Consider the following 11,822-nt stretch of genomic DNA (forward strand, 5'->3'; position numbering starts at 1 on the left):
TTACAACGATCATCGACCACACTCTGGACTAGGCTGGATGACGCCTGCCGAGTTCGCTCAGACCATCAACCCGCGACGTGATGCGGTGCTGCGCAGCCGGAATGGCTCCGCACCGCAACCCGCCGCTACCGCCCCGAATACAGCAACCCAAAACCGCTGGAGCGAACTCAAAACTGGATAAAACTCGGGGGCAACGTCAGGGCGCTAAGCCAACTACCTGCCTCCGACTATTCTGACAACCGGCGGGGCGGGAGCAGAGACCGGACTGGCGGCTCTTTGGCGACTGCCTATCGAAAGCGGATATTCTCTGCGCAGGCGTGCCGACGGCCAATCTTGAGTCGCAAGTGCAACGTCAAACTCGCGCCGATGGATCGCAGTCGCCAATGCCGCGACCCGTAGGCCCGATTCTCTGGGGCCGAGATCCATTCTTGGGAACACTTGCTCCATCGACCCTTCCATCGTAATGGGTGTCAAGGGGGGCACCATGAAGATCATCTATGTCGGCACGAACACCGAAATGCGGTACCGCGCGTTAGCGCAGGACGGCGACGTGTTGATCCTGAGCTATGATCGTTGGGACGACTTCGGGTACAAGACCCGTTTCCCCACTATTTGCAGGATAAACGGCGAGGACATCGAGCTCGGCGCAGTACGCATTCTTTTCGATGGCCAGAGCGCGTCGCACCCGTTCTTGACCGGCCTGCGGGACGATGGATGGGACAGGGAGTTTCCGGTTTCGGAGGCGAATTACGTGTCGGTGCCGGAGGACGTTACCTTCTACGAGCAACTTATGGATCTGCTGCCCGCCGCCACTGCCATGGCGGTGGCGATAGCCTTAAGAGATGCAAGTCATCTGGCGCATGTTGCTCAAGATCCCGAGGCACTGGCGCTCATCGACACGGACGGGTTTCGCACCTCCTTGCTTCGGGAGCGTGCCGCGAAGAGGAGCTTCGCAGAAGGCTACAAAATTCTGGGAGGCGAGGCCTTAGAAGTTGCAGACCTTTCGTTTGACTTCCTGGACGTCGACCACGACTTATCCACACTCCGCCTAAATTTCTCGCCCAGGTCGCCCCTTCCGCACGACATCAACGTGATCATCGGTCCGAATGGCGTCGGCAAGTCCTCGTTGCTCCGGCAAATGATCCGCGCATGGATCCAACCCTATGAGGGGCACCCTGACTTGGAAGGTGCCAGATTCGACACGAGGCCGAATCTCAGCCAGTTGGTTGCGGTATCCTACAGCCCTTTCGAACGGTTTCCCGTCGATGCCGATGACGAGCCGAGCCTGTCCAAACCACTCAAGGACAAGGACATCTATCGCTTCTTCGGCTTCCGGGGTCGTTTGCCTTCCCAGAAGACGGGCCGGCAGTCCAGCATTCGCAACTCGCTGGCCGTGCCCAAGGCCAACGCCTGCCGCTCCTTAATCCAATGCCTGGCGGACGACCGCCGGTTCGGCACGATAAAGGCTTGGGCCAACAAGCTGACCACGCTGCAGCGTGTCCTCGGGTCGGGCATCGCTTTTGATGTCGCGGCGGTGAAGCTGCAGGCGGGTACCGACATCGAAGAGATCGTCCCGGAAGATCCATTCGGGGAATTCCAAGCGATTGAGTGGGCGGAAGGCGACGATGACCAACCCGACGTGTACGTCCCGATTGAATCGGGCAATGCCACGATCGACACCGACCTCCTGCTTAGACGCGTTGATCTTGAGGACGGTGTTACGTTCTTCAAGGACGGCGTGCCGCTCAAGCTCAGCTCCGGTCAGCGCTCGTTCTTCTACATCGTCGTGAACGTGCTTGGCGTCATCCGGCGCAACAGTCTGGTGATCGTCGACGAACCGGAACTGTTCCTGCATCCAACGCTCGAGATTCAGTTCGTCTCCATGCTCAAGGACATTTTGAGGACCTATGGTTCAAAAGCCCTGCTCGCCACGCACTCGGTGGTGACGGTCAGAGAAGTTCCGAGCCGGTGCGTCCACGTGCTCGAGCGCACCGATGGTGGCCTGACGATCACGACGCCGCCATTCGAGACCTTCGGTGGCGACGTCCAGCGAATCTCGAGCTATGTGTTTGGCGATCGGTCGGTTTCCAAGCCTCATGACGAATGGCTGGAGAAACTGCTCCATCAGTACGAGACCGCGGACGCGGTCATCGAAGCGCTGGAGGGCGAGTTGAACGAGGAGATGATCATCCAGTTGAATGCCATGGAGCGTGGCCAATGGTGACGCGACTCCCACTTCCTGGCGTGGATGGTGCGGCACTGGTGGATCTGGTCGTCGCTGAACGTGCAGGGGGGCCCAACGCTGCCTATTTCGCCGGGCTGGGAGCCGAATGGCGCCAAAGGGTTGAGCAATATTCTCTGGAGCGCGGCAATCCCGAAACAATTCCCGACTGGCCCGCGATCGCGGCGCACCGAACGCGTTTCCTCACTCTATACAAATATCCTCGCCCCGATTCGTCGCAGCTTCCGGTCCTCATAGAACTACGCAACCGCAGACTGCAATTCTGCCCATCCTGCGGAGAGGAAGGAACGCCGAACACACTCGACCATTATCTGCCCAAGGAACGTTTCCCACACTTCGCCATCGTACCGAACAACCTGACGCCGATGTGCGACATCTGCCAGCAGGCCAAGGACAATGATTTCCTTGATGGTACTGGAAACAGGATCTTCCTGCATCCCTACTTTGATGAATTCCCCGTCGAGCAAATCATCCAATTGGTCATCGGCCGACCTTTCGAGTCGCCGACACAGTTCCAGCTCCGTCCCCATCAGGACCTGCCCGACCAATTTGCGGCCCTGGTGAAACGCCACATGGATGGGTTGGAATTGGACCGCCGGTACGGCTCCTTCTTCCGCGACGAGTACTTGAGACTCCTCAAACTGGCAAAGGAAGCAAGGGATCACGGGCTAGACATCCGCGAGAACGTCTCTGCCTTCAAGCGTCTACACAGGCTCAAGGCGGTCAATCTCTGGCCCCACATCTTTTACGTCGCCGTCGAAGCGGACGAGGAACTCATGGATTACATCTTTGACGGCAATCTCCCGGACAACGTTTAGGACGAGTGCACTTTCGCCTCGGCGTCGATGGCCCTTGCCTGCTGCTGGAGCGGATCAGCGACGCGCTCGATCGTTCGCTCATGTTCGCTCTTAAGTATCCTTGGAGAATGTGGGAACGACCGCAATGAGGGCGCGTAGCCGCCTGACAGTAATCTGTCACCAATGTCGGCTTGAGGCCAGAAGTTGCCGGGTTGCGCGTATCGCCAATAAAAGTCTCGACTTGCCATCAAATCCTTCGATCAACTCCGACAAAAGTGCAGCTAACAACCTAGAGCATGTTCAGGATGATACACGTACAGTTCTAATCTCCCCGCGGCTTTCGGCAGCAATCCCCCCTCCATTGTAATTTAAACACGCAGACATCGTCAGGGTGAAAAGGCAGCCCGCGCCCTGTTTGCTCAGCAAAGGATTTCCAGCGACTTAGAGAATTGTCTGTATTACTCTTTCTCCCCTATCCACAGTCCCGCTTTTCTCGACAGCGCGCACCACACGGCTTCAGTCAACCGCGGGCGTCAGGTTTCCTTGTGTCATTTTGGACTGTCCCGAATAATCGCCCTGACCTCTTCTCCTTCAATAGTGGCCTTTTCCACTAGGATGTCTGCAATCCTTTCGATGGCGCTCTGGAAATGCGTCACGATTTCCCTGCTGCGCTCCATCTCTCGACCAAGGACACGCTCGACGCGGGCGGCGACGCCAGGATTGCTCCGCCGGAAGCGATCGCGCTGCTCGACGGATGTCAAATTGAAATAGCCAAGACCTTCCCCCATCCCGAGCTGGACTTCCATCCTTGTCGCAAGATCGCTCGCCTTGTGCAGGTCGCAACCCTCGGCATCGCCCGCACCATCGAACGCGCTGCCGATTACGACCTCTTCCGCGGCCCTGCCCGCGAGCAGCAAGGCGATGTGATCAAGACAGCTTTTACGCTCCAGAAGCTGGTCTTCCTCCACCTCGAAATGTGCGAACCCCCATTGGTTGTCCGGCATGCACCTCCCAAGGAACGGCAACCTTACCCAAAAGTCCGACGCCTAGACGAGCGCCCACGACCGCGTGTCCAGCTTCGTGAATCGCGATCGTCCTCCGCTCGGCCCCGCTGATCTTTCTCGTAGGTGGCAAGGCCGACATCACATCGGCTAGAGAGACGGGCCTTCCTCCCGGACGGGCAAGACGCCTTGCGTCTCTGCCGGCTGTCTGGAAGTGCGCACCGGTCAACCCGGCGGTCGCCGCGGAGATCGTATTCAAGTCCGCGTCGGACAGATGGGCTCCGAAGTATTTCCTCGCCAAATGCTTGCGCTCCTTAATGTCCGGGAGGGCAATCTGGATGTGCCTGTCGAGCCTACCGGGCCGCAGGAGTGCCGGGTCAATCCCTCTCGGATAGTTGGTGGCACCAATGACGACTACGCCTTGAAGCCTGTCGTGGCCATCGATCAACTCGAGCAGAAAGTTGATCACCTGGGTCCAATAAGTCTCATGTTCTGTTCCAACAACCCGACTCCTATCGGCGATGCCGTCGAATTCGTCGATTAAGAGGATACTGGGCCTGTTCGCTCTCGCTTCATCGAAGCTTTTGCGCATGGCCTTGAGAGTATCGTCGAGGTGCCCTGCGGACTGCCATCTAGCAACGGAAGTCGCGACCAACCGGGCGTCGCAAGAGCGCGCAAGAGCACCGGCGAACATTGTTTTTCCTGTTCCAGGCGGCCCGCTTAGAAGAAGTCCACGGTCGACGTCTGCCCAGTCGATCGTGCCCTCTCTCCACAACTCAATATCCCTAGCAAGGGCCAAGCCCCACGTCTTCGCCTCGCCGTAGCCTACGAGTTCATCAAGGTACGGCGAGGCTTCAAGAACCGGTCGCTCTGGCTCTTTCCTGACCGAAGCAAGTCGCGCCAGAACTTCCGCCGCTGGCCTTCCCGCCCTGAAGGCAGCGAAGACTTCCGAAGGAGGATGCTCCAGCATCCTTCTTGCATCCTCCACGTCGATATTCTGGCCGGCGAACTCCTTCGCTGCCGCAACCAGATGGAATGCGCGGACGACGCCGACGTCTACAACACGATCAGCCGCCAGGTTGATTTCTCTTGGCAGTTCGTATTCCGAGGGCCAGATCACGAGGATGGAATGCCTCGATTTCAATTGACTGCGGATAAGCTCACTATCGATACCGCCCCTACTTCCAAGCTTGGGCGACGCGATTTCATATCCGGCAAGGCCGATAGCTTCGGCGGTCAGAATGCTCGCTCCGGCAACGTATTCGTCGAGATCCGTTCCGAGGGGAATTCGGAGGACAATCACGATCTGCCGTTCTGTCGGATTCTTCTTGAAGGCCCCGCCGAGACGGGCTGCAGATTTCAGGGTGAGCGCATAGGTCAGGCGCTCAAGCGTCACCCGGCGGCGAGCTTGCGGTCTATTGGTCATCTCAAGGTCCTAGCGCTGGAAACGACGGATGACCGTCTCGGGGTTGATCATCTCTTCATCGAGATCAAGCGAGATCAATTGATGGAGGAACATCCACGAGATGCCAGTCATCGGCTTCACTTCCGTAAAGATATGCAGGCACTCAACGATGGTCAGTGAACCTGCCTCGTCCAGAGCAGACAGCATTCTGATCCGATCGTTCAGCGGCGTCCGGGAATGGGCGTACCTCAGAAGATCCCGTGCGTTGGCAAGCCGGAAACCCGCTTCGATCTCCTTTCGCGGGACGCCTCGGTAATTGAACCCGGCGACCGCCGCGCCTTCTTTGATCTCGGGACGCTCTTCATCTTCTACGGCATCTAGCAGCCAGGGTTTCCCATGCTCGTATTCGACCAGGAAGTCCGGCACGTGGGGGCCGAGGTTGGTTTCGAACTGCAATGGCAGGCAAAGCCACGCTACAACAGTATGATCCACGTCGAGAATGCAGCCGAGCTCCCTCGCTGCTCGCGATCGGAACAGGGGTTCGCCGGAGCACCGGACCGTGCCCTTGGGGTAAAAAAGTTTAGCTGAAGCTTCACCGAAAGCGGCGTCTAACGCCGGAGAGGTCGAAAAATGCGGATGACTCATCATGAACACCCTCGATAGATAAACGTTGCCTGCGCCGCTGCGGAGCGGCCTGCCCGTTCAACCTATTCGAGATATGTTCAGCGCCTTGATCATGACGGAACATAATGAGAACAAAAATGGAAAAGTCAAGCCCACCCTCATTTTTTGTTTCATGCAGTTCTAGTGAACCTACTTACGCCATTAGTCTCAGGAGGTGGGAATCAATCTTCTGAGTACACGAAAGTGAGGCCAAGACGGGGAACCTCCGGCGGCGCTCGGAAGTCTCGAGAAACGGCTGAGGGATGAGCGCATGTTTGACCACAGTTGTTGGAAGATCGCGACCGGCGAGGGAGACAGGTACGCCCTAGGAGCCGGACACTGGTTGACCCAACGTAACTATCGTGTCGGCGATCGCCGCCGCAGTTTGGTCGTGCGTGATCAGAAGAATTCCTCGTTCCGACGATAACGAACGGATCAGATTCAAAATCTCGTTCTTAGTTGCCTCATCCAGTGCGGAAGTTGCTTCGTCGAAAACCAGAATGTTGGCGTCTCTGTAGATTGCTCTTGCGATGGCTACCCGTTGACGCTCACCTCCAGACAGCTTTAGTCCCCTCTCTCCTATCTCCGTATCAAAGCCATCAGGTAGACTTGCAATAAGCTCAGAAATTTCTGCTGCGCTAGCGGCGTCTTGAAGCTTTTGATGATCCGGGCTGGCGGTCAAACTGATATTGAACCCCAAACTTTCGCGGAACATGACCGAGTCTTGCGGTACTACTGCAATCTTGCGGCGGAGTTCGACACCATTTACTTGCTCAATATCGACTCCGTTAGCGAAGATTTTTCCTTCGTTAACAGGCAGCGACTTGAGGAGGAGACGCACGAGGGTCGATTTTCCGCTGCCAGATTTACCCAGCAACGCAGTAATTTTTCCTTTGCTGATAAGCAGGCTCGCGTCGCGAAGCGCCCATCGTCCGTCCGCATATCGATAGCTGACGCCTCTCACATCAATCTCCGACAGCCAGTCAATCGACGCAAGCGAATGCTGGTCCTCATCTTTCTCTTCTGCGAAGACGTCGAGAAACCGCTTCACAGCTTCGAATGACTGTCTGGTGTCACGATATGAGAAGCTGAACCCTTCCATGGTCCTTATGAGCTGCAAGACATAGGCGTTAGTCAGGACGAGAGCACCGACGGATAGCTGTCCAGTCATGGTTCTGGTTGCGGAAAGAAAGAGGGCGGCAGCAAATCCTACTATCAGAGTGGCTGTCAATGTGAGGCCAAGGGCGCCACGACTGAAGTAGAAGCTTTTGAACCGAACGTGAGCATCGTCCAAACGCTGTCGGTACGATCTAATGATCTCGCCCTCGATCACAAGTGTCTTGATGCCCTCGGCATTTAGGATTGCGTCTCCTGCCACCCCTTGAGCATCGATCGTCGCGTTAAGCGCAGTCTTCAGTCGTCTGCTAGCCCATTCCGCGCCAACAACGAGCGTCGCTATGTAAAAGACGATCGTGGTAGCAATGATCAGGGATATATCACTATCGACGAATGTGAAAACCGCCACTGTCGTTATTGCAATCTCAAACACCAGCGGAGAAAGCTGCGTAAACAGCATGCCACTGAGCGTCTGTATTCCCCCAATACCTTGTCCGACGATCGAGTCTAGGCGTCCCATAGAACGGTTGAGGTGATAGGCCACTGGAAGGTTCAGCAAATGCCGCAGATAGGTTTCTCGAACTGAATTCAGAATTTGGTTCTCTGCCGGCTGATAGACTAGCCATCGCTGCTCAGTCATGAATTTCGATACGCCGAGAGCAACGACGGAGAGTGTGACGAGCGTCAATGCTCCCATCGACATGTTCCGGTCTAACGAGAACGCATCGACAGCCTTTGAGAACAGTATCGGTGACGTCGCCATCAAGACGCTGGCGATGAAAGAAAGTATCACGCTAAGGAGCAGCCGGCCGATGATTTTGCGACCGCGCTGGAGCTCCACAATGGATCGCAAGAGAGCCTTGGCGGCTCTCCCGCGATCGACGCGCTCTTGTGGTTTTTCTTGCTCCGTCGGACTAAGCGACGGCCTTTGTGCGATCGTCATTTTGCAAAAGTCCTTCGGCGATCTCGACTATAGGATCTGCTACCGGCGTCCTTGCTTCAAGGATACGCGAGAGGGCCCGAGCGTGATGGATCAGGCACTTTCGTAGTTCGGGACTTGCTAGCAGTTCCGCAATCGCTGCTTCCAGTTGTGCTGGCTCCTGAGGATCTTCGACCTTGAGCACGTTTATCCGGTCCACAAGTTGGCTTCCGAAATAGACTTTCTCGTAGATCTCGCCGCTCAAGATCAATGGCGATGCACATGCGATTACCTCCCTCGGTACTTGTGGCGTATGGAAGGATATCGGAAAACGATTTTCCAAGAACGCCACACCCTGGCATGACTTAATGAATGCCGGAACACGCCAAGGAGCCAAGGGCGGCAAGATCATTGACCTCCCGCGCAGGTTTTTCTTTGCAGACAGATACCTGAAAGCATGAGCGAAACGCTTAGGTGTTGCGCTCCACAAAGCCCTGTAGGAAACTTTCACGCCCCTGCCGGCGAGAGAGTCTATCGCGTCAATAATGTTGTAGGTACCTTTGACCTCGGCGATTTTGCCGTACGTACCAATTGCCGGTTCATCATTATCAAGAGCCGCGCGGTTCCATTCAATCAGCTTTCGATACAGATCTTCATCAAACCCATAGTGGGAGAACCACTCCTCCGATCTGTCGGCAAGTTCGTGTAGATCGAAATCATCAGATTCTTCAAAAAATGACCTGTGAAGCGCTCTGCCCTTAACTTTGAACATGGCGTGAGGTTTTACTCCTGCCTCTCTCAGTATCTCGTCTGTCTGAGCGCTCTTGCCTGTGATCACGGCGGCAGCCTCTGACAAGAAAGCGTCGTACGCGTTGCCGAGATCGGCGACATTGCGCAGACGACCGATGTCGCTGCCGGCATGTCGAAGGATTACTGGAACATTGAACATCTTCCCCAGGATAGATGCTGCCACGCCATATGGCTCCAAGTACCAGCCGACGATAACATCCGGAGCAGCTCGCCGGATGGAAGCAATACCTGCTCCCAACATCTGACTAAGGAACGGCGACGACCACGGTATGTACGAGTGAGGTGGAACGCTTTCCAAGTTGTGGATCACGCCACCGCGCTTTCGAAACACTTCGAGCTCTTTATCTGAGGCGGTGGTCATTTGCCGGAAGCCATAGTCCATCGCGTCGGCGTTGGAGATGACCTCGATCGAATGCCCTGCATCCAAAAAATCACAGGCAGCCAACCAAGTACTGCGGGAGACACCCCCTTGAATTGGCGGAATTTTTCCCAAAAGAAGCACACGCATGTAGACCTCCTTTGAATCACTTCGGGGAATATCCCCGAAGTGATTCACAGAAAATGAAGTTTAATGGACGGTGCATGCCTGCCCGGTGCAGCCATTGCAGCCGCCGCATCCACGGCATGACTCTACTTCAGAGTTGCCACCTGGCCGCGGCCAATAAGCTGCTGGCGCCGGCTCATTGAACACCGCCTCGTAGTCATCGAGGAAAGCGAGATAGTGCTCGAAGGTATTTTCAGACATCTGACCATCGCTTTCCGGCACATGGTGCAGAAACCTTCCAGCGACCGCATCACAAAATGCCGCGTAGTCGCGTGTGAATATGACGAAGGTGTGCCACAATTCGTCCACGGCGCCCGTCATTCCATAGAACTTACCATGTTGAACGGCAGTTGCGGAGAGAGCTAGAAAACGCAGCATTTCGCGGCGGTGATCCTTCGCGATCTCCATCGAGAGGCCTTCATCCTTGCAGTACCGCGCCAAAATTGGCTCCAAGGTGAACCCTTCCGCGATACCGGCGCGGCGACGGGCGTCCACAACAAACTCGGCGATGTAAGATGAATAGCCCGAAGAACCAGCCTGAGGCTCCTCCGTAAGTTGGACTTCCTGCCTATCCTTTACGACGGGCTTACGCCCCTTTATGACATCCTGAAGCATATCCTTGTCTCCTGAAATGGTTTTGAGTTTAGTTGACGGTGCAAGAACCGCCACCTCCGCACCCGCTACAGGCGCTGCACCCTCGGCATTGATTTGACTCTGGATCGCCATCTGGCCTGGGCCAGTATGCAGCCGGAGCCGGCTCTTCAAAGACCGCCTCATAGTCCTCGAGAAAAGAGAGATAGAGGTTGAAGGTGCTTGGCGACATGCTCCCTTCAACTTCAGGGACATGGTGAAGGAATCTTCCGGCGACGGCTTCGCAGAAGTCGGCGTACTCTCGTGTGAAAATGACGAAGGTATGCCATAACTCATCCACGGCGCCAGTCATTCCGTACGACTTACCGTGGTTGGTCGCCGTCGCGCAGAGAGCCAGGAACCGTAGCAACTCGCGCCGGTGGGCCTGAGCAATGTCCGGCGAAAGACCTTCCTCCCGGCAGTACCGGGACAGGACAGGCTCGAGAGTGAAACGCGAGGCAATCTCCGCGCGGCGTCGAGCATCATCGATGTAACCTGATATTTCCTGCGCGTAACCGTTGAATATCGGTTCATGACCATTGTCCACAGACGGGATGCCCTGAGAAAGGTCAGGAGATCCGTCAACGAAGATTTGTGTCTGCGTCATGTTCAATCCTCCTTAGCTAGGTAGTCAGTGCGAGCAGAGGCTGGCACACGAAACTAAACAAGAAAAGACAGTAACAGCAAATTTTAATCAAATATTTCAAATATATTTACGATATATAGTCATTATATACTTGGTTCTTACGTTGGCGCTGAACATAATCCTGATATAAATCCATCAAATTGGAAGAATTGTATTCATAGAATGACTTAGTAATACGGTATATTGATCTATAATCCTGCTTAAGTACGAGCTCCTTCATCGAACGGAAATATTTTATTGTCTCTGCGATATCGTTTCGAAGGTTGAAAGTTTGATAGCGAAAAGGGCGCGTGCGTCTCAACTCCCGAAGAAAACAACTGTAAAAATGCTCTCTCATAAGTGTAGATGCAAACAATTCGAGAGCATCCTCAACGTCTTTGGCAGTTACCACTCTATTTTCAAAAACGTGCTGGATAGGACTGCAATCGATGCGGCTTTTTACTGATTTGGACGCAATATTTGATCTAACGCTCGACTGAAACAACTGATAGACAATTTCATAGCTGTCCGCGAGCGTGCTTAGATTGATGAGCGACGTCATGAAGCCTCTGGATTTGGTGTATTCTACGAGGTCTTCGGCGGCCAAGCGGATAAGCGCTTCTCTAACGGGTAAGGCGCTCACTTTGTGGAGCTCAGCTAAGCTTTGAACGTGAATGAATGAATTTGGAGCAAGCCTGCCGTCGAAGATCTGCTCTCTAATCGATAGATACACATGATGATCGGTGCTAGCCAATCTCTCCCTCCTCGTGCCTCACGATTTCGATAACTTCATCGGTAGCTGCGCAAAAAGAGCTCAGGGCGCAAAGAAACTTACGTCGGCGTCGGAGATTTTTCAACCTTAAGGGTTTATTTTACCTTTATCTAAACTATAGCGATATGTTTTGGCGAAATGGGCGTCTGGGAGTTTGATCTCCGCCCATATCTCGTCATCCAGCGCGTGACCCACCCTGTCTTCTGCTGGAAACTTGTACGATTACAGGTCAACTCCAGTGCTCGCGGCGCACGAACAACCGTTGACAGCCCGCGAGCGTTCACAAACGACGACGCCG

At 55.0% G+C, this 11,822-nt stretch carries 10 protein-coding genes and 1 pseudogene; 3 read left to right on the forward strand and 8 right to left on the reverse strand.

Annotated elements, in window-relative coordinates:
* The 3 genes and pseudogenes from ACQZ5M_RS07685 to ACQZ5M_RS07695 form a co-directional block, all read left to right on the forward strand.
* Positions 1-181 (forward strand): annotated as a pseudogene (locus tag ACQZ5M_RS07685) (IS3 family transposase); the annotation flags it as partial.
* A 303-nt stretch (positions 182-484) separates the two neighbouring features.
* Positions 485-2,224 (forward strand): AAA family ATPase, encoded by a 1,740-nt coding sequence (locus ACQZ5M_RS07690; protein ID WP_449079370.1) that lies wholly within the window; start codon positions 485-487, stop codon positions 2,222-2,224.
* Positions 2,218-3,060 (forward strand): hypothetical protein, encoded by an 843-nt coding sequence (locus tag ACQZ5M_RS07695; protein WP_449079371.1) that lies wholly within the window; start codon positions 2,218-2,220, stop codon positions 3,058-3,060. The genes ACQZ5M_RS07690 and ACQZ5M_RS07695 overlap by 7 nt, the downstream gene beginning before the upstream one ends.
* A gap of 527 nt (positions 3,061-3,587) precedes the next feature.
* On the opposite strand, the gene ACQZ5M_RS07700 is transcribed toward ACQZ5M_RS07695, so the two are convergent.
* The 8 genes from ACQZ5M_RS07700 to ACQZ5M_RS07735 form a co-directional block, all read right to left on the reverse strand.
* Complete coding sequence (locus ACQZ5M_RS07700; protein ID WP_449079372.1) at positions 3,588-4,043, reverse strand: hypothetical protein; 456 nt, start codon at positions 4,041-4,043, stop codon at positions 3,588-3,590.
* Complete coding sequence (locus tag ACQZ5M_RS07705) at positions 3,979-5,436, reverse strand: AAA family ATPase (protein ID WP_449079373.1); 1,458 nt, start codon at positions 5,434-5,436, stop codon at positions 3,979-3,981. Before ACQZ5M_RS07705 ends, ACQZ5M_RS07700 begins: the two co-directional genes overlap by 65 nt.
* Before the next feature lie 39 nt (positions 5,437-5,475).
* Positions 5,476-5,937 (reverse strand): hypothetical protein, encoded by a 462-nt coding sequence (locus tag ACQZ5M_RS07710; protein ID WP_449079374.1) that lies wholly within the window; start codon positions 5,935-5,937, stop codon positions 5,476-5,478.
* A 496-nt stretch (positions 5,938-6,433) separates the two neighbouring features.
* The gene (locus ACQZ5M_RS07715; protein WP_448745488.1) at positions 6,434-8,167 is read right to left on the reverse strand and encodes an ABC transporter ATP-binding protein; all 1,734 of its coding nucleotides are present in this window, start codon (positions 8,165-8,167) and stop codon (positions 6,434-6,436) included.
* Positions 8,139-9,461: a hypothetical protein gene (locus ACQZ5M_RS07720; protein WP_449079375.1), complete on the reverse strand. Its 1,323-nt coding sequence runs from the start codon at positions 9,459-9,461 to the stop codon at positions 8,139-8,141. Before ACQZ5M_RS07720 ends, ACQZ5M_RS07715 begins: the two co-directional genes overlap by 29 nt.
* A 60-nt stretch (positions 9,462-9,521) precedes the next feature.
* A complete protein-coding gene (locus ACQZ5M_RS07725; RefSeq protein WP_449079376.1) occupies positions 9,522-10,112 on the reverse strand; it encodes a glycine-rich domain-containing protein in 591 nt (196 codons plus the stop codon).
* 28 nt (positions 10,113-10,140) lie between these two features.
* Positions 10,141-10,734: a glycine-rich domain-containing protein gene (locus ACQZ5M_RS07730; protein WP_113261038.1), complete on the reverse strand. Its 594-nt coding sequence runs from the start codon at positions 10,732-10,734 to the stop codon at positions 10,141-10,143.
* Positions 10,735-10,840: 106 nt separating this feature from the next.
* Positions 10,841-11,506 (reverse strand): GntR family transcriptional regulator, encoded by a 666-nt coding sequence (locus ACQZ5M_RS07735; protein WP_449079377.1) that lies wholly within the window; start codon positions 11,504-11,506, stop codon positions 10,841-10,843.
* Positions 11,507-11,822: the final 316 nt, after the last annotated feature.

Source organism: Rhizobium sp. 22-785-1, from assembly GCF_053521965.1.

What these genes read in the sequence shown, in the direction of transcription:
- ACQZ5M_RS07725 (WP_449079376.1), bottom strand. Translation starts at nt 10,112, where the DNA reads ATGCTTCAGGATGTCATAAAGGGGCGTAAGCCCGTCGTAAAGGATAGG.
- ACQZ5M_RS07715 (WP_448745488.1), bottom strand. Translation starts at nt 8,167, where the DNA reads ATGACGATCGCACAAAGGCCGTCGCTTAGTCCGACGGAGCAAGAAAAA.
- ACQZ5M_RS07720 (WP_449079375.1), bottom strand. Translation starts at nt 9,461, where the DNA reads ATGCGTGTGCTTCTTTTGGGAAAAATTCCGCCAATTCAAGGGGGTGTC.
- ACQZ5M_RS07730 (WP_113261038.1), bottom strand. Translation starts at nt 10,734, where the DNA reads ATGACGCAGACACAAATCTTCGTTGACGGATCTCCTGACCTTTCTCAG.
- ACQZ5M_RS07695 (WP_449079371.1), top strand. Translation starts at nt 2,218, where the DNA reads ATGGTGACGCGACTCCCACTTCCTGGCGTGGATGGTGCGGCACTGGTG.
- ACQZ5M_RS07700 (WP_449079372.1), bottom strand. Translation starts at nt 4,043, where the DNA reads ATGCCGGACAACCAATGGGGGTTCGCACATTTCGAGGTGGAGGAAGAC.
- ACQZ5M_RS07690 (WP_449079370.1), top strand. Translation starts at nt 485, where the DNA reads ATGAAGATCATCTATGTCGGCACGAACACCGAAATGCGGTACCGCGCG.